The sequence below is a fragment of the Ruegeria sp. YTSA219 genome (genome assembly GCF_059609985.1).
Genome location: NZ_JBXWMT010000002.1, coordinates 463,442 through 483,635 on the forward strand (window position 1 = coordinate 463,442; position 20,194 = coordinate 483,635).

At 56.2% G+C, this 20,194-nt stretch carries 22 protein-coding genes; 14 read left to right on the forward strand and 8 right to left on the reverse strand.

Annotated elements, in window-relative coordinates; genetic code table 11:
- Positions 1-17: 17 nt before the first annotated feature.
- The gene (locus tag AC2FFB_RS05305; protein ID WP_496688631.1) at positions 18-683 is read right to left on the reverse strand and encodes an SOS response-associated peptidase; all 666 of its coding nucleotides are present in this window, start codon (positions 681-683) and stop codon (positions 18-20) included.
- A 55-nt stretch (positions 684-738) separates the two neighbouring features.
- On the opposite strand from AC2FFB_RS05305, the gene AC2FFB_RS05310 reads away from it, so the two are divergent.
- On the forward strand, positions 739-2,397 hold the full coding sequence (locus AC2FFB_RS05310; protein WP_496874618.1) for a tetratricopeptide repeat-containing sulfotransferase family protein: 1,659 nt from the start codon (positions 739-741) through the stop codon (positions 2,395-2,397).
- Between the two features lie 65 nt (positions 2,398-2,462).
- Here the strand turns inward: AC2FFB_RS05310 and AC2FFB_RS05315 are convergent, their stop codons facing one another.
- Positions 2,463-4,040 (reverse strand): bifunctional metallophosphatase/5'-nucleotidase, encoded by a 1,578-nt coding sequence (locus tag AC2FFB_RS05315; protein ID WP_142632834.1) that lies wholly within the window; start codon positions 4,038-4,040, stop codon positions 2,463-2,465.
- 107 nt (positions 4,041-4,147) lie between these two features.
- Between AC2FFB_RS05315 and AC2FFB_RS05320 the strand changes: the two genes are divergently transcribed.
- The 4 genes from AC2FFB_RS05320 to arsC are packed head-to-tail and all read left to right on the forward strand — an operon-like array spanning position 4,148 to position 6,307.
- Positions 4,148-4,486, forward strand: coding sequence for a DUF952 domain-containing protein (locus AC2FFB_RS05320; protein ID WP_496693347.1), 339 nt, complete (start codon positions 4,148-4,150; stop codon positions 4,484-4,486).
- On the forward strand, positions 4,483-4,914 hold the full coding sequence (locus AC2FFB_RS05325) for a DUF1330 domain-containing protein (protein WP_496688636.1): 432 nt from the start codon (positions 4,483-4,485) through the stop codon (positions 4,912-4,914). The genes AC2FFB_RS05320 and AC2FFB_RS05325 overlap by 4 nt, the downstream gene beginning before the upstream one ends.
- Positions 4,911-5,969 carry a quinone-dependent dihydroorotate dehydrogenase gene (locus AC2FFB_RS05330; RefSeq protein ID WP_271948007.1) on the forward strand — a complete coding sequence of 353 codons (1,059 nt, stop codon included), beginning with the start codon at positions 4,911-4,913 and terminating at the stop codon, positions 5,967-5,969. Before AC2FFB_RS05325 ends, AC2FFB_RS05330 begins: the two co-directional genes overlap by 4 nt.
- On the forward strand, positions 5,966-6,307 hold the full coding sequence (gene arsC, locus AC2FFB_RS05335) for an arsenate reductase (glutaredoxin) (protein ID WP_142632827.1): 342 nt from the start codon (positions 5,966-5,968) through the stop codon (positions 6,305-6,307). Before AC2FFB_RS05330 ends, arsC begins: the two co-directional genes overlap by 4 nt.
- On the opposite strand, the gene AC2FFB_RS05340 is transcribed toward arsC, so the two are convergent.
- From AC2FFB_RS05340 to AC2FFB_RS05350, 3 genes are read right to left on the reverse strand one after another with little or no spacing between them, the layout of a single operon-like run.
- Positions 6,304-7,620 carry an MATE family efflux transporter gene (locus tag AC2FFB_RS05340; protein ID WP_142632825.1) on the reverse strand — a complete coding sequence of 439 codons (1,317 nt, stop codon included), beginning with the start codon at positions 7,618-7,620 and terminating at the stop codon, positions 6,304-6,306. The genes arsC and AC2FFB_RS05340 overlap by 4 nt on opposite strands.
- A gap of 6 nt (positions 7,621-7,626) precedes the next feature.
- Positions 7,627-8,145, reverse strand: a complete 519-nt coding sequence (locus AC2FFB_RS05345) for a PaaI family thioesterase (protein ID WP_496874619.1) — start codon at positions 8,143-8,145, stop codon at positions 7,627-7,629.
- Positions 8,145-8,564: a PaaI family thioesterase gene (locus tag AC2FFB_RS05350; RefSeq protein WP_142632821.1), complete on the reverse strand. Its 420-nt coding sequence runs from the start codon at positions 8,562-8,564 to the stop codon at positions 8,145-8,147. Before AC2FFB_RS05350 ends, AC2FFB_RS05345 begins: the two co-directional genes overlap by 1 nt.
- 113 nt (positions 8,565-8,677) lie before the next feature.
- Here AC2FFB_RS05350 and AC2FFB_RS05355 point away from each other — a divergent pair, with 113 nt between their 5' ends.
- From AC2FFB_RS05355 to AC2FFB_RS05390, 8 genes are all read left to right on the forward strand, one after another.
- A complete protein-coding gene (locus tag AC2FFB_RS05355; protein WP_142632819.1) occupies positions 8,678-9,046 on the forward strand; it encodes a MerR family transcriptional regulator in 369 nt (122 codons plus the stop codon).
- 297 nt (positions 9,047-9,343) lie between these two features.
- The gene (locus tag AC2FFB_RS05360; protein WP_142632817.1) at positions 9,344-9,745 is read left to right on the forward strand and encodes a MerR family transcriptional regulator; all 402 of its coding nucleotides are present in this window, start codon (positions 9,344-9,346) and stop codon (positions 9,743-9,745) included.
- A 48-nt stretch (positions 9,746-9,793) separates the two neighbouring features.
- Positions 9,794-11,575, forward strand: coding sequence for an acyl-CoA dehydrogenase C-terminal domain-containing protein (locus AC2FFB_RS05365; RefSeq protein ID WP_496693342.1), 1,782 nt, complete (start codon positions 9,794-9,796; stop codon positions 11,573-11,575).
- A 51-nt stretch (positions 11,576-11,626) separates the two neighbouring features.
- Positions 11,627-11,839 carry a hypothetical protein gene (locus tag AC2FFB_RS05370; protein ID WP_142632813.1) on the forward strand — a complete coding sequence of 71 codons (213 nt, stop codon included), beginning with the start codon at positions 11,627-11,629 and terminating at the stop codon, positions 11,837-11,839.
- 79 nt (positions 11,840-11,918) lie between these two features.
- The gene (locus AC2FFB_RS05375; RefSeq protein WP_496821398.1) at positions 11,919-12,557 is read left to right on the forward strand and encodes a glutathione S-transferase family protein; all 639 of its coding nucleotides are present in this window, start codon (positions 11,919-11,921) and stop codon (positions 12,555-12,557) included.
- Positions 12,558-12,567: 10 nt separating this feature from the next.
- Complete coding sequence (locus AC2FFB_RS05380) at positions 12,568-13,779, forward strand: acetyl-CoA C-acetyltransferase (RefSeq protein ID WP_142632809.1); 1,212 nt, start codon at positions 12,568-12,570, stop codon at positions 13,777-13,779.
- Positions 13,779-14,267: a cupin domain-containing protein gene (locus tag AC2FFB_RS05385; protein WP_142632807.1), complete on the forward strand. Its 489-nt coding sequence runs from the start codon at positions 13,779-13,781 to the stop codon at positions 14,265-14,267. Before AC2FFB_RS05380 ends, AC2FFB_RS05385 begins: the two co-directional genes overlap by 1 nt.
- On the forward strand, positions 14,260-16,461 hold the full coding sequence (locus AC2FFB_RS05390; protein ID WP_496688645.1) for a 3-hydroxyacyl-CoA dehydrogenase NAD-binding domain-containing protein: 2,202 nt from the start codon (positions 14,260-14,262) through the stop codon (positions 16,459-16,461). The genes AC2FFB_RS05385 and AC2FFB_RS05390 overlap by 8 nt, the downstream gene beginning before the upstream one ends.
- A 67-nt stretch (positions 16,462-16,528) precedes the next feature.
- Here AC2FFB_RS05390 and AC2FFB_RS05395 read toward each other — a convergent pair whose 3' ends face one another.
- The 3 genes from AC2FFB_RS05395 to AC2FFB_RS05405 form a co-directional block, all read right to left on the reverse strand.
- Positions 16,529-17,257: a Hint domain-containing protein gene (locus AC2FFB_RS05395; protein WP_496874620.1), complete on the reverse strand. Its 729-nt coding sequence runs from the start codon at positions 17,255-17,257 to the stop codon at positions 16,529-16,531.
- 186 nt (positions 17,258-17,443) lie between these two features.
- On the reverse strand, positions 17,444-18,091 hold the full coding sequence (locus tag AC2FFB_RS05400; protein WP_281971797.1) for a sulfotransferase family 2 domain-containing protein: 648 nt from the start codon (positions 18,089-18,091) through the stop codon (positions 17,444-17,446).
- Positions 18,088-19,023 (reverse strand): DMT family transporter, encoded by a 936-nt coding sequence (locus tag AC2FFB_RS05405; RefSeq protein ID WP_142632801.1) that lies wholly within the window; start codon positions 19,021-19,023, stop codon positions 18,088-18,090. Before AC2FFB_RS05405 ends, AC2FFB_RS05400 begins: the two co-directional genes overlap by 4 nt.
- A 152-nt stretch (positions 19,024-19,175) precedes the next feature.
- On the opposite strand from AC2FFB_RS05405, the gene AC2FFB_RS05410 reads away from it, so the two are divergent.
- Positions 19,176-20,189: a hypothetical protein gene (locus AC2FFB_RS05410; protein WP_496874621.1), complete on the forward strand. Its 1,014-nt coding sequence runs from the start codon at positions 19,176-19,178 to the stop codon at positions 20,187-20,189.
- The last annotated feature ends 5 nt before the right edge of the window (positions 20,190-20,194 follow it).

Consider the following 20,194-nt stretch of genomic DNA (forward strand, 5'->3'; position numbering starts at 1 on the left):
GATGGAAAGGCACGGTGTCAACCTGCGATGGGATCGACAAGCGTCGGTCCACTGGCCCGATTGGAATTGACGCTCGGATCGACACGATGAAAGCCAAGAATATCTTCCTGCCCCGGAGACAGCAGCCGCGCAGCCCCTTTGCCCACTTCACCCAACCATAAAGGCCAGTTTTCGGGTTCAACAATCAGGGGCATGCGGTGATGAATTCTGCCCAGATTGCGGTTTGCTGGTGTCGTAACGATAGCGCATGTTCCCTTCTGGTCGCCCTCGGGGCCCCAATCTTGCCATACCCCGCCAAAAGCAATCGGGGCCCCGTTTTTTCTGAAAATATACCAGGGCAGCCGGTCTCCGCTCTCGGTTTTGGTCCATTCATAAAACCCGCTGGCAACGATCAGACATCTGCGTTCTCTGCAGGCCGCCCTGAAAGCCGGTTTTTCAGCTAGCGTTTCCGCGCGGGCATTGATCAACAATGGCCCAGCGGTTTTGGACTTGTACCAGTGTGGTAAAAACCCCCAACGCAAGGCATCCAACTGACGCCCGGTTTCGCCTGCCCTGACCACATGCACCTGACATGTCGGACAAACGTTGAAATTCGGGACAACAGGCAGAGCATTGGCCGGGCGCGCAGAAAACAACTGGGCCATGGCATCATTTGGAAGGGTTATTGCAAACCGTCCGCACATAGGTAATGAACTTTCAACAATCGTTTTCTACAGGCACAGGTTCTCACGGGGTCATATGCAAAATCAAACGGCGAAAACCTTAAAAGTCAAAGCTGTCGCAGCGCTGGAAGAAGGCAAATTCCAGGCTGCGCTGAAAAAGGCTCAACTTGGCGTAAAAAAGTTTCCGACCGACTCGGATTTTCATGCCATTTCCGGTTTTGTTCTGACCGAGATGAAACAGTATAAAAGGTCGATCCCGCATTTTGTCGAAGCCGCGCGGATGAAACCTGACGATCCGCAATTCGTCGAAAACCTCGCCAATGCTCTTATGCAAACCGGCCAGATGGCCAAAGCCTTGGAATATGCCGAACTCAAGGCCGAAAAATTCCCAGCCAGCAAGGAACTGAACCGGGTCATTGATGAGATTACGCTGAAAGGACAGAATTGGCGCCTGATCATTGATCACGTGACCAAAAAACTTCAAAGCGACCCTGAAAATGTCAGCCTGTTGTCGACTCGTGCCCGCGCCTATGGCCGCATCGGTTATATCGAGCACAACTCACGCGATATAACCAAGGCGTATCAATTGGCACCGGACAACGAAAAGATAGCCTTTCAAAAAGCCGTAAATCTGCACCAGAGTGGCGACAAAAAGGGATGCGCCAATATTCTGCAGGGCATCTACGCCAAAGAACCCTTCCATGTTGCCACCCTTCTTCAGCTTTCGACAATGTCCAGCAAAGAGGACGCCCCGAAACTGATGGAGGCGGTTGAAGCAGCGATATCCGAAAGCGTACACGAGCTGTCGGAACTGGAATTTGCCAAGGCCCACCTGATCCAAAAAACCGATAGCCTTGGCGCAGCACTGCCGCAATTTGCACGTGCCAATGCCATCCAACACAACGTCAAACCCTATGATTTAGAGGCGGAAGAACAGAAGTTCGAACGTATCACTGGCCTGTTCCCTGTAGGAGGAAGAGTTCCTTGGTCCGAACAAACCGATCAGCCGGTTCCGATCTTCGTTCTGGGCCAGCCGCGCTCTGGCACGACGCTCATGGAAATGATGCTGAGCTCCGCGCCAGACATTGCTGGCTGCGGCGAACTGACGGTTGGGGCCGATCTTTCGCGCGACTACGCACAACATCGCAAGACCTTCGATTCCACTGCCGCAGCGAAATATGCCAAAGAGTTCCGAGAGTTGATGCCGCCGATCCCCGATGGCTCAACCGCTTTTGTTGACAAGATGCCCCACAATTTTCAGCGGGTCGGCTTCCTGTTGTCAGCATTCCCAAACGCCAAGATAATAAACATGCTGCGTGATCCGCGCGATGTCGGTCTTTCGAAATGGATCCGCCGGTTCCCTGCGGGGGGCATGAACTATGCCTCGAATCTTGAAACCATTGCCCATTCTGCCAACCTGTATCGTCGCTATATGGCGCATTGGGATGCTGTTTTTGGCGACAAGATCCTGACCGTTCCATATGAAAAGCTGGTCGCGGACCCCGAAACCTATAGCAAGCAGGTCGCCGCTTTCTGCGACCTCGAATGGACCGAGACGATGATGCATCCGGAAGAAAATACCAAACAGGTCCGGACTGCCAGTATCGACCAGGTTCGCAACAAAATCTCAACCAAATCCATTGGGGGATGGCGATCTGTGTCGGAACATATCCAGCCCATGCTTGCGGGTTTTGATACAGGGCTTTGGCCGGAATACGACATTGATCAAGGCTGAAGGTTAGCTGAATGAAATAGGGCCGCATCCCAAGGTGCGGCCCTTTTCGTTTCGCTCTGGTCGCCTTACTTTTGCTTGATGCGACCGTCCAGATAAGGCTGGTAAGGCGCGTTTTCGGCTAGGTATTCCGCCGTGACATCTGCAAGATCCGGGCCGAAGTCATAGGCATTTTTATCGTCGCCTTCGAACATACTGTACCCGTCACCGCCATTTCTGACGTAGTTATTGGTAACGACAAGGTAAGTCGCCGCCGGATCAATCGGGGTAAGCCCATCGCCGTTGGATACCATGACCTCTGATACGCGCCCTTCGTTTGGTGCCACCGATGCGTCCCAAACAAAGGTCAGACCGGCAACCTGCGGAAAGCGGCCCTTGACCTCTTCTACCTGGCTCACGCCGTTTTCAAGCGCGTCAACGATGCCTTGTCCGCTGATCTCAAAGGTTGAAAGCGTATTCTGGAACGGCAGCACGGTCAGAACTTCACCCATGGTCACGTCGCCAGGGTCAATCGAAGCACGCAAGCCGCCAGAGTTCGCAATCGCGATATGAACGCCCTGATCAGCAACCCGCGCAAGCATGGCATCAGCGACCAAATTGCCCATCTGACATTCCTGAACACGACAGATCGAACGGTCACCCTCAATCGCCTCAGACGTGCTGGCCACGACCTTATTGCGGATTTCGTCCAAAGGAGCGGCCAGTTCCGCGATACGGTCCAGCGAGGCCTGATCTTCGGCCACGTTGTTGTCCATGATCAGCGGCTCACCAGCCGCCGCGACAACATTTCCGTCGTCATCAAAAGTGACATTCAGCTCGCCCAGGAATTTGCCATAGGCATAGGCCTGAATGATCTGCACGCCATCGACCACTGTCGGATAGGGGCCAACAGCCTTGTCAGAAACGTTGGACAAATATGTATTGGAATGCCCACCTACGATTACGTCAACGCCGGTCGTTTCTTGTGCAACACGCTGGTCGACAGCATATCCCGAATGGCTGAGAACGATGATCTTGTTCACGCCTTCCGCGGTTAGCTTGTCCACTTCGGCCTGAACCGCGGGAACCGGGTCCGAGAATGTGATGTTCGGGCCAGGAGAGGCCAGTTCATGCGTGTCTTCCGGCGTCAGGCCAACAAGGCCGACTTTTTCTCCGCCGACTTCAATCACTGTAGACTTTTTGATCTTGCCGTTCAGCAATTCTTCGCCGGAAAAATCCGCGTTCGACATTAGCACCGGGAAATCAACCGTGTCGATAAACCCGCGCAGGACTTCCGGGCCATCATCGAATTCGTGGTTGCCCACGGTCATAGCGTTATAGCCCAGTTTGTTCATGAACTCGGCCGCGACCTTGCCCTTGTAATAGGTATAGAACAACGAGCCCTGAAACTGATCGCCGCCATCTACCAGGATCGAGTTTTCGGCACGTCCGCGGGCTTCTTCCACTGCTGTTACGAGACGGGCAGATCCGCCAAAACACTTTCCTTCGGCGTTGTCATCTGAACTACAGCCACTGTCATATTTGTTGATCGGCTCGATACGCGAATGAAAGTCGTTGGTGTGCAGAATGGTCAGTTTATATTCGGCGGCGGCCATTCCTGCAGTCAAACCCAGCACAGCAGCCGAGGCTAGGAAACGGGTGAACATATTTTAACTCCCTTTGTTAATTGCCAAGATGTTGCGCCGCCTTCAGCAAAGAGTCAAAGGGGGAAATCCGGCTTGAATCTAGCCGCAGCGCGGGGCATGACCGTTCTATGCTGATTTACAAGATTTTCCGCGCCAACGAATGGACGGCGCTGCAGACCGATGGCGCCACGGATGGTGCTCCGATTGATGTTTCGGACGGTTTTGTCCACTTTTCGACAGCTGAACAAGCTGCGGAAACCGCTGCCAAGCATTTTGCCGGCGCCGAAGGTTTGACGCTGTTGGCCTGCGATGCTGACGCGATGGGCGAGGACCTGAAGTGGGAGGTTTCGCGGGGGGAGGCTCTGTTTCCGCATCTCTACCGTCAAATCCGTATGACCGACATTATCTGGTCTTGCCCCCTGCCCTTTGACGGCAAGGCGCATCACTTCCCGGACGACATGAAATGACGGGGTATATCGACCCGGATCGCGCCCAGTTTGAGGCCTTCAAGGTACTGGATCGTGACCAGCCTATTGAGATGCTGAACCTGGTGAGGTTCCGCGACCGGGCCGAATATCCATCGGGGCACGAACTGGCCAGAAACGGTCTGTCGGGCGCTCAGGCCTATCGAAATTATGGGATCGAAACCGCGCCGATCATTACCCGCCTTGGGGCAAAGATCATTTGGCGCGGCACGTTTCAGAATACGTTGATTGGCCCGAAGGATGAGGCATGGGACGCGGTATTTATCGCGAGTTACCCATCGGCCCATGCCTTTCTGGAAATGATATCCGACCCTGACTACAAACAGGCGGTCGTGCATCGTCAGGCTGCGGTGAAGACCTCTCGCCTTATCCGGTGCGCGCCGACCGAAGGCGGAGAAATGTTTGGATGAAACTGACTGAAAAGCTGGGGCTGGCTGCCCTGCACCGCTTGGACCCAGAAACTGCACATGCCCTGTCGATCAAAGCCCTGAAGGCAGGGCTTGCGCCTGCACCAGGGCCGGTCACGTCACAGCGTTTGCAGACCAAAATCGCCGGGCTGAATCTGCCCAATCCGGTTGGTCTGGCCGCAGGGTTCGACAAGAACGGAGAGGTTCTTGGCCCCCTGTCCAGCGCCGGGTTTGGGTTCATCGAAGTCGGTGCCGTTACCCCACGCCCGCAGCCCGGCAATCCCAGGCCGCGCCTGTTCCGCCTGACCGAAGACAAGGCTGCCATCAACCGCTTTGGCTTTAACAACGAAGGGATGGAGGCCATGGCCCGTCGTCTGGCGGCGCGCCCCAGGGATGCGGTGATCGGACTGAACCTTGGTGCGAACAAAGACAGCGATGATCGCCCCGGCGACTTTGCCAAGGTACTGGCCCATTGTGGGGCGCATCTGGATTTCGCTACGGTCAACGTGTCATCTCCGAACACTGAAAAGCTGCGGGATTTGCAAGGCAAAGCGGCGCTGAGCGCTCTGTTGAGCGGCGTGATCGAAACCCGAAACACCCTAATGCGCCCTCTACCAGTATTCCTCAAGATCGCCCCCGATCTGACCGAGGATGAGCTGCGGGATATCGCCGAAGTGGCCCATGAATCGGGCGTTGATGCGGTCATCGCCTCGAACACCACTTTGTCGCGCGATGGGTTGCGCAGCGCACACAGAGACGAAGCAGGCGGCCTGTCCGGCGCGCCTTTGTTCGAAAAATCCACCCGCGTTCTTGCCCGGTTTAGCCATTTGACCGACGGTCAGATTCCGTTGATCGGCGTTGGTGGCATCAGCACAGCAGAACAGGCCTATGCCAAGATATGCGCCGGTGCTTCGGCCGTGCAATTCTACACCGCGATGGTTTTCGGTGGTATCTCACTTGCGGCAGAAATCGCGCGAGGTTTGGATGACTTGCTGGCGCGCGACGGGTTTGAAACAGTTGCGCAGGCCGTTGGAAGCAAAAGACAGGACTGGATATGATCGAATACTGGCACAATCCCAGATGCTCCAAGTCTCGCGCAGGGCTCGCTTTGCTTGAGGAAAACGGAGCGCAGGTCGAAATTCGCAAATACCTTGAGGACACGCCCTCGGCAGACGAAATCCGGGCCGTACTTACACGCCTTGATATCCCCGCCATCGACCTGATGCGGACTAGCGAAAAGCTGTTCAAGGAACTGGGCCTAACCAAGAATACCGCTCAGGATGACCTGATCACAGCAATGGCGGCCCATCCGATTTTGATCGAGCGTCCGCTTGCAATCAAAGGGGACAACGCAGCCATTGGTCGCCCTACGGAATCCCTTCTGGACCTTCTTTAGGCGACCAAAGCCTCAAGCTTGGGGTATCGCCATCCCAGCGTGCAGGCACGCGCGATGTTCAAGATCATCAGCGCGGCCCAAAGGCCGTGATTGCCGAGCGCAGGCACCAATATGAACAGGGCCAAAACATAAATCGCAACCGAATGGATCATCGCATTGCGCATTGCGCGCGTCCAGGTCGCGCCTATGTAGATGCCGTCAAACATCCAGCTTGCCACACCGATCACCGGCGCCAGCGCCGCCCAGACCAGATACTCGCGTGCGGCTAGTCGCACCTCAGGTGCAGTTGACATCAGGTCGATCAACGCTGGTCCGGCCAGATAGAAAACCGCACCGAGTACAAATGCACCCCCTACCCCCCATTGCGAAGCCATGGCCGCGGCTCGGCGCACCTGATGCCGATCCCGCGCACCGATGGCGCCGCCGACCAGAGCCTCGGCGGAAAAGGCGAATCCATCCAGCGCAAAGGCGGTAATTTCGAGAAACTGCAGCAGGACCTGATTGGCTGCCAGATTAACATCCCCCAGATCCGATCCGACGAAGAGGAAGGTGGTAAAGGCGCCGGTCAGCAATACCGAACGGACCATGATGTCACCATTCACCTGCATCATCCGACGCAGACGCGTGGGATCAAAAATTCGCGGCCAGTCACGCCATTGATTCCCGGTAAAAGCACTGCGGCACAGCCAGAGACCCAGTGCCAGCCCGCTCCACTCGGCGATGAGCGTCGCGATGGCCACCCCCTCGACGCCCCAACCCAGACCAAGCACAAACCACAGATCCAGGAGAATATTCAGCCCGTTCATCCAGACCTGCAGGACAAAGACCCCACGCGTACGTTCAATCGCAATCAACCAGCCAGTGATGGCGAACAGCGCAATCGTTGCCGGCGCACCCCAGATGCGTATCCGCAAATAGTCGCGGGTCAGCGCCTCAACCTCGGGGCTGGCGGGGGAAAGGGCAAAAGCCCCTTTGAACAAAAGGACTTGGGCCAATATGAAAACCATACCTGCCGCACTGCCCAGCAATATGCCCCGCATCAGCAGCGCACCGGTTTCTGCAGTGTCACCTGCCCCGCGCGCCTGCGCCGCCAGGCCGGTGGTCCCCATCCTCAGAAAGCCGAATATCCAGTAGATCGAGGCCAGAATCACGGCCCCCATCCCAACAGCCCCAATCGGCGCAGCCAGACCCATCTGCCCGACTACGCCAGTATCCACGGCCCCAAGGATCGGAACCGTGGCATTCGACAGCACGATGGGCGCTGCAATTTTAAGCACGCGCCTGTGCGTGATGGGTGCCGAGGCGTCTTGCATGGAAATCTACTCAGCTTTCGATTTGGACTGTGGCATCAGAAAATGCCCGCTGGCCTGTGCGAAAGGACGCTGATGATTGTCCTGCCACGCTTCGACACGAACCGACGCATACCGGCGCCCTAATCGGCGAACAAAGGCACGCGCATAGGCATCCCGTGGCAAGCCCGATCGCAGGTAATCAACGGTAAAATCTACTGTTTTTGGAAACATGATGGTTTCATCTTGAAAGACCGTGCTGGCATCCAATTCGCCGTTTTCGATCCGGGGAAAGAAATACTCCCAACTCAGGGTGATAACCGCGGTTACTTCCAGAAAGGCAGCCGTCACACCACCATGAAGCGCCGGAAGCATCGGGTTTCCGATCAGCTTTTGGTCAAAGTTCAGTACCCCGGTCAACTCATTTCCCCGCCGGTCAAATTCGATTCCGAGAGACTGAATATATGGAACACCATCCACGATTGCCTTCAGTGCTGCATCGCGACGCTGTTCGATGAGCTGCATGGCTTCGGGCCGAGGTCGTGACATCATCGGCTCTCCACTGTGAATGAACCGGTGGCGGTTGCCACGGGCAGGTCCTTGTCCTCATCCATCGCAGTTGCGCGGACAAAGGCCACGTTTCTGGTGATGTGATAACAGACAGCATGTGTCGTAATGCTCTGTCCTGGCGTCGCCGGGCGCATGTAGTCTATCCGCAGATCTATTGTCGCTGTGGCGCCGGGCGAAGAAGGATGGCACATGACCGCGGAACCGCAGCAGGTGTCAAGCAGGGCAAAAACCGCCCCGCCATGGATCACACCCGTGCGTGGATCACCGATCAGTTCGGCCTTGTAGGGCATCGAAATCTCGGCCTCGCCATTACCCATTTTGGTGAGTGTCAAACCCAAAGCTTTGGCATGCGGAATGGCCTCAATAAACTGTCGTGCTATAGCAGCTTTGTCGACCATCTACTTGTGTCCTCTCTGTTTCTCCCTTTATGAGCGTCAGGCTAGCAAAAGAGCAAGCCCGCCTGTTGCGCTTGAAGTCGCCACGTCCTACGCTGTTTCGAAGGAGACCAGGAATGCCCGACAACCGTTTGTCATTCAAAGAGATGTGCGCCGAGTTTGACGTGACTCCACGTACCCTGCGCTACTATGAATATATCGAACTTCTGCAGCCTGACCGCGAAGGCCGAACTCGCTTTTACGGGCCTAGGGAATGCGCTCGGATGACGCTGATCATGCGGGGACGGAAATACGGATTTCCTCTGGAAGATATCCGCCAGTGGCTGCTGATCTACGAAGATCAGGGGAATCAGGCACAGATGAAGGCCTTCATCGAAATGGCCGAACATCAGCTTGTCGAACTGAACAATCAGAAAAAACAGTTGGATGAAGCCATAGATGCCTTGGAACAAATGCGTGACCAAACCGCGAAATTGTTAGACTAGGCATTGCTGCCCGGCTGACCGCGTTTACTATCGGATTTGCCAAAGCCAAAAACAGACCCTTCCTGGGTCTTTTACCCTTTCAGCATGCTTTTCCGTGTTTGGAAAATTGCATCTGGAAGGTGATCTGACGTGACGTCCTGAAATTCCCTGCAGTAGAAACCTTGACGCGAACGGAAGTTACGTCAACTTATTTGTGACGCAGCGTTCGCGTTACGTGAACGGCATCTACGTGCTGTAAGACGCGCATCGACTGCGCAAATCAGCTTAACGAAGGCCAGTTACAAGAGTGCAGAAACCATGACCGAAGATCTGATGACCATTCGTGAAATGTGCGAGACCTATGATGTCACGCCGCGCACATTACGTTTTTACGAGGCAAAGGAACTTTTGTTTCCGATCCGCGAAGGGCAGAAACGACTGTTCACCAAAAGCGACCGGGCGCGTCTCAAGCTGATCCTGCGAGGCAAACGCTTTGGCTTCAGCCTGGAAGAAATTCGCCAGCTTCTTGATTTGTATCACGTAGGTGATCAGCAGGTTACACAGATGACCCGCACCTATGAGATCGCGTGCGAGCGGCTTGCCGATATGGAATCCCGGCGTGAAGAGCTGACCCAGGCCATTGACGATCTAAAAGAACAGTTGAGATGGGGCGAGAAAGTGATCGCCTCGATCAAGAGCGACAAAAAGGCCGCAGAATAACCCCGGCGGCACCCACCCACCGGACAAGCGAAACTAAGGAAGTTCCCAATGCCCGTATACAATGCACCAACCAAAGACATGCAGTTCGTATTGCACGAAGTGCTCAATGTATCGGGATCGGACATCCCGGGTTATAGCGAGCTTGAACCTGATTTTACCGGCGCTGTCCTAGAAGAAGCCGGTAAGGTGGCGACAAATGTTCTGCACCCGCTGAATACAATCGGTGATACCGAAGGATGTCGTCTGGAAAACGGTGTGGTATATACCCCTACTGGCTTTAAAGACGCATTCGCTCAGATGAAGGAAGGCGGCTGGACCGGCCTGGACATGCCCGAAGAGTTCGGCGGCCAGAACATGCCTTATGTCATTGGCTCTGCCGTGGCCGAGATGTTTTCCGCCTCGAACCAGGCGTTCACCATGTATCAAGGTCTGACCCACGGCGCAGCCTCGGCCATTCTGGCGCACGGCACCCAAGAGCAGAAAGAAACCTATCTGCCGAACATGGTTAGCTGCGATTGGACCGGCACCATGAACCTGACCGAACCGCATTGCGGCACCGACCTGGGTCTGATGCGCACCAAGGCTGAACCGCAGGCGGATGGCTCCTACAAGATTTCCGGTCAGAAGATCTTTATCTCGGCTGGTGAACACGACATGGCCGACAACATCATTCACCTGGTGCTGGCCAAGATCGTGGGCGGCCCCGAAGGCATCAAGGGTGTATCCCTGTTCATCGTTCCTAAATTCATGGTGAACGAAGATGGCAGCCTGGGTGAACGCAACGGCGTATCGGTCGGCAACATCGAAGAAAAGATGGGCATCCACGGCAACTCGACCTGCGTCATGAACTATGACGAGGCAACCGGCTATCTTTTGGGCGAAGAGCATAAAGGCATGCGCGCGATGTTCACCATGATGAACGAAGCTCGTATGGGTGTAGCCATGCAGGGTCTGTCCCAGGCCGACGCGGCCTATCAGAACGCGGTGGAATACGCCAAGGACCGCCTGCAGGGCCGCGATGTGACCGGCGCGAAAAATCCGGACGGTCCAGCCGATCCGCTGATCGTGCATCCCGACATCCGCCGCAGCCTGATGGATCAGAAGAGCTTTACCGAGGGTGCCCGTGCCTTTGTTCTGTGGGGAGCCACCATGATCGACAAGGCCCACCGCTCTGGTGACGATGCCGCCGATGGCCTGATCTCACTGCTGACGCCGGTCCTCAAAGGGTTCCTGACCGACGAAGGCTATGACATGACGGTCAAGGCCCAGCAAGTCTATGGTGGCCACGGCTACATCGAAGAATGGGGCATGTCGCAATATACCCGCGATGCCCGGATCGCGATGATCTACGAAGGCGCAAACGGCGTTCAGGCGCTTGACCTTGTGGGCCGTAAACTTGCCCAGGATGGCGGCAAACACGTCATGGCGTTTTTCGAAGTGGTCAAAAAATTCTGCAAGGAAAACGCAGGTCAGAACGAAGCCTATGATACGGCGTTTATCGAACCGCTGAAAGCGGCCTCCAAGGATCTGCAGGCCGCTGCCATGTACTTTATGCAAAGCGGCACCAAGAACCCCAACCATGCGCTGGCTGGGTCGAATGACTTCATGCACATGTTCGGTCATGTCTGCCTGGGCCTGATGTGGGCACAGATGGCAAAAGCTTCTTATGCCGCACTTGAAGCCGGGACTTCGGACACCGAGTTCTACGAGACAAAGATTACCACCGGCCAGTTCTACATGGCGCGTCGCTTGCCAGCCACCGGTCTTCATCTGACACGCATCCAGAGCGGTGCGGATACTGTCATGGGCCTGGACGCGGCAAGCTTCTGATCTCTGACCGGCCCCAGACCATCTTGGGGCCGGCCATTCGAAAGGCTCGATATGCCAAAACGATTTCGCCTAACACGCCGTTTCCCGGTCGCCATGACCGAAGACGGCTATCGCAAACTCAGAGGGTTCGCGCGCGAGGCTGGTCTGGACGAAGGTGAGGCACTGTCATTCCTGTTCGAGAACTTCAACAGTGTCATCGACGAAGAGAGCCTGACGCACCGTTTGCGTATCTTCAATTCCGAACTTGAAGAACGCAAACGATAAGAAAACAGACCCGCCCAAAAAAGGGCGGGCTACATGATACAGCACATCGCACTGACTCATGTGCCAAGGGAGGCAAATGATGACCATCAAACTGCATTGTTTCGGCGTCAGCGGAAACTCGTACAAGGCGGCGCTGGCTCTGGAGTTATCAGGGTTAGAATGGGAAGCCGTCGAAGTCGACTTCTTCAAAGGAGTGACACGCACTCCCGAATTTCGTGCCACTGTCAACGAAATGGGTGAAGCGCCCGTCATGATTGATGGCGACTTTCGCACCAGTCAGTCCGGGGCCATTCAGACTTATATAACTGAAAAGACAGGTATGTTCGGAGGAAAGTCGCAGGAAGAGAAATACGAGGTACTGCGCTGGGTGCTGTGGGACAATCACAAACTCAGCTCGATGGCAGGCCTGACCCGTTTTTTGATCAACTTTCTGCCGGAAGAACACCGCAACCCAGATGTGATCGCATTCAACCAGGGTCGTCTGAAGGCTGCGTATCAAGTCCTGGATGCACATCTGAACGGTCGCGACTGGATCGTTGGGGACGGCGTAACCAATGCTGATCTCAGCTGCTGTGGCTATCTCTACTATCCTGAACCCTTCGGCTTTGACCGCACCGAATGGCCAAATATCGACGCCTGGCTGACACGCTTGTCCCAGCAGCCTGGCTGGAAACACCCCTACGACCTGATGCCCGGCTCTGTGCCGGATCGAGCTTAAGGAGAAAACTATGACCGACGCATATATCTATGACGCCCTGCGTACTCCGCGCGGCAAAGGCCGCAAGGATGGTAGCCTGCACGAGCTGACTTCGGCGCGCCTGTCCTCGCTGACATTGAACGCCGTAAAAGAGCGGAACAATCTAGAGGGCCACGCCGTAGAGGACGTCATCTGGGGCAACGTAACCCAGGTTATGGAACAGGGCGGCTGTCTGGCACGAACCGCAGTGCTGGGTTCTGATCTGGATGAATCGATCCCCGGGCTGGCGATCAACCGGTTCTGCGCCTCGGGCATGGAAGCTGTGAACCTGGCTGCCAACCAGGTCAAAGGCGGCGCAGGCGACGCCTATATTGCAGGCGGGGTCGAGATGATGGGCCGTGTTCCGATGGGCAGCGATGGCGCTGCGATTGCGGCTGACCCTTCACTGGCGATGAACACCTATTTCGTTCCGCAGGGTATCTCGGCTGATATCATTGCGACCGAATACGGGTTCACACGCGATCAGGCTGATGCGCTGGCGATGGAATCGCAGCGCCGTGCAAAAGCTGCGTGGGACGACAACCGGTTCTCGAAATCGGTCATCACCGTTAAGGATCAGAACGGCCTGACCATTCTGGACCATGATGAATACATGCGCCCCGGCACGGACATGCAAAGCCTGGGTGGCTTGAACCCCGCATTCCAGATGATGGGCGAGCAAATGCCCGGCTTCGACAACGTCGCAAAGCTGAAATACCCGCATCTGGAAAAGATCAATCATATCCACCACGCGGGTAACAGCTCGGGCATCGTGGATGGTGCGGCGGCAGTTCTGATCGGCAACAAGGAATTCGGCGAGAAATACGGCCTGAAGCCGCGCGCACGCATCAAGGCCACGGCCAAGATCGGCACCGACCCCACCATTATGTTGACCGGTCCGGTTCCGGTGACCGAGAAAATCCTCGCCGACAACGGCATGAAAATCAGCGATCTCGACCTGTTCGAAGTGAACGAAGCCTTTGCCTCGGTTGTTCTGCGCTTCCAGCAGGCATTCGATGTCGATCCGGCTTTGGTCAACGTCAATGGCGGCTCGATTGCAATGGGCCACCCGCTGGGCGCGACCGGCGCGATGATCATCGGCACCCTGCTGGATGAGCTTGAACGTCAGGACAAGGAAACCGGGCTGGCCACGCTTTGCATCGCATCCGGCATGGGTGCAGCAACGATCATCGAGCGCGTCTGATGCCAAAGCTGGATCTCTCTCAGATTCCGTTTCAGGGCGGCTCGGCCTATCCCGGCAAGCTGGCCGAGGCGACCGCAGGCCGTTTTGTTCAGCGCCTCGGTGATGCGGGCGGGCTAACCCAGTACGGTGTGAACATCGTGCGGCTGGAACCGCAGGGCATGTCCTCGCTGCGCCATTACCATATGGAGCAGGACGAGTTTGCAATCATGCTAAGCGGCACCTGTACGCTGATCGACGACGATGGCGAGCATGAAATGCAGCCCGGCGATTGCGCCGCATGGCCCGCAGGTGAAGCCAACGGCCATCACCTTGTGAACAACACCGATGCGCCTGCAACCTTTCTGGTGGTGGGCACACGGACCCCGAACGAGACCGGCTATTACAGCGACTTAGACATGATGGTGAAGGATGATGAGAACGGATTCTCTTTCACCCGGAAAGATGGCAGCCCGCTAACGGCTGACCAGATTGGAGATGACAATGACTGATTTCACTCTGAGCAAAGGCGCGGACGGCGTCGCCATTATCACCTGGGACGTCCTGGGAAAATCCATGAACGTGATGTCTTTTGACGGATTCGCACAGTTAAGCGATTGCATCGATCAGGCACTTGCCGATGACGAGATCAAAGGCATCGTTATCACCAGCGGGAAAGAAGGTTCGTTCGCCGGTGGCATGGACCTGAACCTGCTTGCGGTGATGAAAGAACAGGCGGGTGACAACCCCGCCAAGGGCCTGTTCGAAGGCACCATGAATATGCACGGCGTGCTGCGCAAGATCGAGCTGGCGGGCATGGACCCCAAGACCAAGAAAGGCGGCAAGCCGATTGCAACCGCCCTGCCCGGTACAGCCGCAGGCATTGGCATGGAACTACCGCTGTCGACGCACCGCATCTTTGCAGCCGAGAACCCAAAGGCGAAATACGGCCTGCCCGAAATCATGGTTGGCATCTTCCCTGGCGCTGGTGGCACCACCCGTATGGTCCGCAAGGTCGGTGCGATTGCAGCCGCTCCGCTGTTGCTGGAAGGCAAGATGCTGGACGTCAAAAAGGCGAAAAGTGCAGGCTACATCGATGAGATCGCCGAGGATCCAGTTGCCGCAGCAAAAGATTGGGTGCTGAACGCCAAAGATGCGGACATTGTGAAGCCTTGGGATGCCAAGGGTTACAAAATGCCCGGTGGCGCGCCTTACCACCCTGCCGGTTTCATGAACTTCGTCGGCGCCTCGGCAATGGTGAATAGCAAAACTCAGGGTGCGTTCCCTGCCGCCAAGGCGTTGCTAAGCGCTGTTTACGAAGGTGCGCTGGTTGATTTCGAAACCGCGCTGAAGATCGAAGCCCGTTGGTTCACCTCCGTTCTGATGAACCCGTCTTCGGGTGCCATGATCCGATCACTGTTCCTGAACAAGGAAGCCTTGGAAAAAGGCGCCGTGCGTCCTGCGGGCGTACCGGATCAGTCAGTCAAGAAGATCGGTGTTCTGGGCGCTGGCATGATGGGTGCGGGTATCGCACTTGTATCGGCGCAGGCCGGTATGGAAGTTGTTCTGGTCGACCGCGATCAGGAAGCTGCAGACAAAGGCAAAGCCTATACCGAAACGTACCTGGACAAAGGTATGAAGCGCGGCAAGGTTACGGCTGAAAAGAAAGAGGCCATGCTGGGCCGCATCACCGCGACCCCTGACCTTGATCATCTGAAGGGCTGCGACCTGATCATCGAAGCCGTCTTCGAAGACATGGGCGTCAAGGCCGAGATGACCAAAAAGGTCGAGGCGATCATTCCCGAGGACTGCATCTTTGCCTCGAACACCTCGACCCTGCCGATCAGCGACCTGGCCAAAGCTTCGGTGCGTGCGGATCAGTTCATCGGCATCCACTTCTTCTCGCCCGTCGAGAAGATGTTCTTGGTCGAGATCATCAAAGGCAAGGAAACCGGTGATCGCGCAGTGGCCAAGGCGCTGGACTATGTGCGTCAGATCCGCAAGACGCCGATCGTGGTCAACGATGCCCGCTTCTTCTACGCCAACCGCTGCATCATTCCCTACATCAATGAAGGTGCCCGGATGGTGACCGAAGGCGTCAGCCCGGTTCTGATCGACAACGCGGCACGCCAGTTGGGCTTCCCTGTCGGGCCGATCCAGCTGACTGATGAGACCTCGATTGATCTGGGTGCCAAGATCGCACGTGCAACCAAGGCCGCGATGGGCAACGAATATCCTGAAAGCCCGTCCGATGATCTGATCTTCTGGATGGAAGAACAGGGCCGTCTGGGCCGCAAGGCAAACGCGGGCTTCTTCGACTATGACGAAAAAGGCAAGCGCGTCGAATATTGGAAGGGTCTGCAGGACAAGTATCCGCTGGCAGAGGATCAGCCCGACCTGATCGAAGTGCAGGAACGCCTGATGTTCGCTCAGGTTCTGGAGGCCGTCCGCGCATTGGAAGAAGGCGTTCTGGAAGACATCCGCGAGGGTGACGTCGGCGCAATCTTGGGCTGGGGCTTTGCACCTTGGTCAGGTGGCCCGCTGAGCTGGCTGGACATCATCGGCACCCCTTATGCGGCCGAGCGCTGCGATCAGTTGACCGCACAATATGGGGAACGGTTTACCTGCCCGCCGCTGCTGCGTGAGATGGCAGATAAAGGCCAAAGCTTCTACGGGCGTTTCAACCCCGAAGCCAAGGCTGCCTAAACAGTTGGTGCTGGCGTAAGATACCTTACGCCAGCACCCTGCTTATCGTGTTTGGTTGGCCTGCCGTTCAGATCACTGGGAGAGGCCGACCCGGACGACCCGGGCGACGCGCACCCCTGCTGGGTCTCAAAGGGACAACTTGTTCCAGTGAGATGGGTGCAGGCAGCGCACCCAACGGGTTGGCAAGGGCTGCCACGCGGCCCTCAGTTCGTATATCTTCGACCAATTCCGCCGCTGTTTCGCTTTCGGCAATTTGATAGCCCGCACTTGTGCCGCTGTGGCCGCCGAAACGCCCTGACGGGCAGAAGGCGCGCATGCCGCCTTCCATATAGACCACTTCATCCTCGTCAAAGAACAGTGCGCTGACATCGAATGATGATGCCGGGACGTCCGACTTGATGCGGAACAAACCGCTCAACTTTCGTGCTGCCACAACAGTCAGATCTGCGGTGCCATGCTCCAATGCTATACCCTGTTCAGGCATGATCCAAATCGTACCTGGGCTGTCGACGGCACTTGGGGGTACGCGGACTGGCAAATACTCGATCCGACTTTCTTCAGTAGGAACCGAAATCGTATCGACAGAAATGCGCCTTACTGCCTTAAAGCCGTTCTCGACTGTCCGGATCAGATCACCAGGCTGAATGTCTTCAATCGGCGTCCAGCCGTCGACAGTTGCAACCCTGGTCCCGTGGATCAAGCCGCCACGGCGCGCGTTCAGTTCTACTCTGGTTTCGAATTGTGTCCGGCCTTCCGGAACATCTGAAATACCCATGTCACTCACTACTTCAAACACGTGCCTCCCCCCTGCTGGCACCAAAAACAATAGATATTCATTAGCATCCAAACCGATCACGCGTCCAAATTTTGACACATTTGAGCCTGATTTGGGTCCCAAACCCCGTTGGATAACGCTAAAAACGGAACAACGATCTGTAATCGCCCGGTATTAAGTCCCGCAGGGAAACGATATTTCTGTCATCTAATCAAAAGAGTATCCGAATCTGTCTATATCTTCAGCGCAAGCCTCGGCGATGGCCTCCTGTGATGCGGCTGAATAATAGCTGCGGTAATCTTTCGCCCGCTCTGATCGATTCAGATGCGGCAGTGTGATCCGGAACCCCAGGTGGTCAAACAGAGGCTCTGCGTCCTGATCAAACGCTTCGAGTCTGATGAAATACTGGCACTGCTCGATACCATCGGCTCGCGTCACGTAGTGCCGCGCCGGATGCTGACGGAGCGATTGTTGCGTCGCAGGGTGGCAGACAAATCCTTCAAACGAATGGGCGCGGGCCAGCGCGATTGCGGGGTGATCAAAGCCTTGCACCTTGAGCCAGTGATAATAGCTGACAAGCCGATCCCAGGGATTTCGGACCAGGGTAAAGACTGTCATCCCCGACAACTCATCCGGTGAAAGAACACCTTCGATATCGGCGAGGGTTGAATGTTTCCAAAGGCGGCCACGCGCCGATAGCTGTTTGATCCGCCTATTGCGTTTCTTTGCCTTGGGCGTATCTCCCAGCAAAATATCATCCTTCATCGCGCGCTGTTCCAAAGCCAGCGACAAAGATGTCCCTCCAGTTTTGGGAATGTGGACGAAGATATAAGAGCGACCGCGCGAAATGATCACGATGCGGCCTCTGTAGCGGCGGGACGCGTGGATCGCCAGGCCAGCAGAACTCCGGCCGTTGCGATCAGGCATATGCCGAGGATCTGCAGAACACCGATATTCTGCCCAAAGACCCTCCAGGCGAACAAGGGTCCAAATATCATCACCGAATATTCAAACACCGCCACATAAGAGGTCTCACCGATCTGATAGGATTTGATCAGCATGAATACCGCAATCGTCGACCCTATTGCCTGAACTATAATCCAAGGAATTGCCGGTCCCATTTGCCAGACCCAGCCACGGGTGACGAAGCCCTCCGGCCCAGCGACCGGAACCCCCGGAAACAAGGATAACACGATCAGCCCTACCGCTCCGGCCACTCCCAAGGTTGTCACCATAGCCGCCAGCAATGCCGTCGTGCTTTCCTGCGCGCAGTGGCTTCGGGTGATGACTGAACTGAACGCGTAGAACAGCCCTCCGGCGACCGGCAACAGCGTTTTTGCATCAAACTCGCCGGGATTCGGCTGCAACACGCACAAAATCCCGGCAAACCCTACTGCAACGGCCAGAATACGCCATGGGCCTATCCGTTGCTTCATGGCGACGGTTGTAATCAACAGCACAAAGATCGGCGACGTGAACAAACCCGCCAACGCCTGCGCAATCGGCATCAGCGCAAGCGAGGCAAAATAGAACAACATGGCCAATGTGATGAGAACACTACGCAGGATCACGGGGCCAAGCCTAATCGGGCGCAAGCGGCCCAGCCCAAGCAGTGACAGGCCCATTATCAGCGGTAGCATGAGCAGTGCCCGGCTGAAATGGAACTGCCACAGACCGATCGTTTCGGCCACCAAGATGACCACATTATCAATCACGCCGATGATTGCCATAGCACTGACCATCAGCACCGAGGCCAAAACCGGTGAAGTCTGGGTGTCCGCCTGCATCATTTTCCCCGCGGCATGATGGAGAGCGGTAACAGAATATTCCGCTCGTCTAGGTATCCAGCACATTTCCTGAACATCGCGCAACAGGTTTGCGCCGGTTGAATTTAGCGTGTTAAGCTGGCTCCAATTAAGAACGAGCAGACATCACCCCGATGACGGCACTGAAACAGTTCCAGCGGATCGAAGCCACCGGTCTGTGGCGCCCCTCGCCCGATGTTCAGCGGCGCGAGGTTGTTGTGTCGATTGGCGAAGCGACGCTGACGATATCGGATTTCAACGACCGGGCACTGACGCATTGGTCGCTGGCCGCGTTAGAGCGCCAGAACCCCGGTGTTTTCCCTGCAATTTACCACCCGGATGGCGACCCGCAAGAGACGTTGGAACTGGCCCAATCCGAAACCACGATGATCGAAGCCATTGACCGTCTGCAGCGTGCCATCGACCGGTCACGCCCCCACCCCGGGCGTTTGCGGTGGTTCAGCGTGGCCGGGGTTGTGGCTGCTGTGGCCGCGCTCATGCTGTTGTGGTTACCGTCAGCATTACAAAACCATGTCGTATCCGTCGTTCCCGATATCAAACGTATCGACATCGGCGATACAATCCTGAGGCGCATCGAAAGAGTGTCAGGCCGCGCCTGCGTGTCCGAGGGCACTCAGGAAGCACTGGATCATCTGGCGGCAAGAACGGGCGTGCGCTCAATCGTTATCCTACCAGCCGGAGTACAGACCAGCCTGACCCTGCCGGGTGGAATTGTCCTGTTGAACCGATCTCTGGTCGAAGATCACGAGGACCCCTCGGTCGTGGCCGGGTACATCCTTGCGGAACGTGCACGTGTGCAGGCACAGGACCCACTGGATGATCTGCTGGACCGGACCGGCATCAGATCTGCGTTCCGCCTGCTGACAACCGGTGAGCTGACACCTCAGATTGTCGACAGTTATACCGAAGAAGTTCTATCAGAACCCCGTCCGGCTGTACCAGACGAGAACCTGCTGGAAATTTTTGCCGAGGCAGCTTTGCCCTCAGTCCCCTTTGCTTATGCGACGGACGTCACAGGTGAAACCGTGCTGGGCCTGATCGAGGCTGACCCGATGGCGGGTCAGCCCCTGCAGCAGATTCTGCCAGATCGCGAATGGGTCCGGCTGCAGAATATATGCGGCGGATAAGCCCG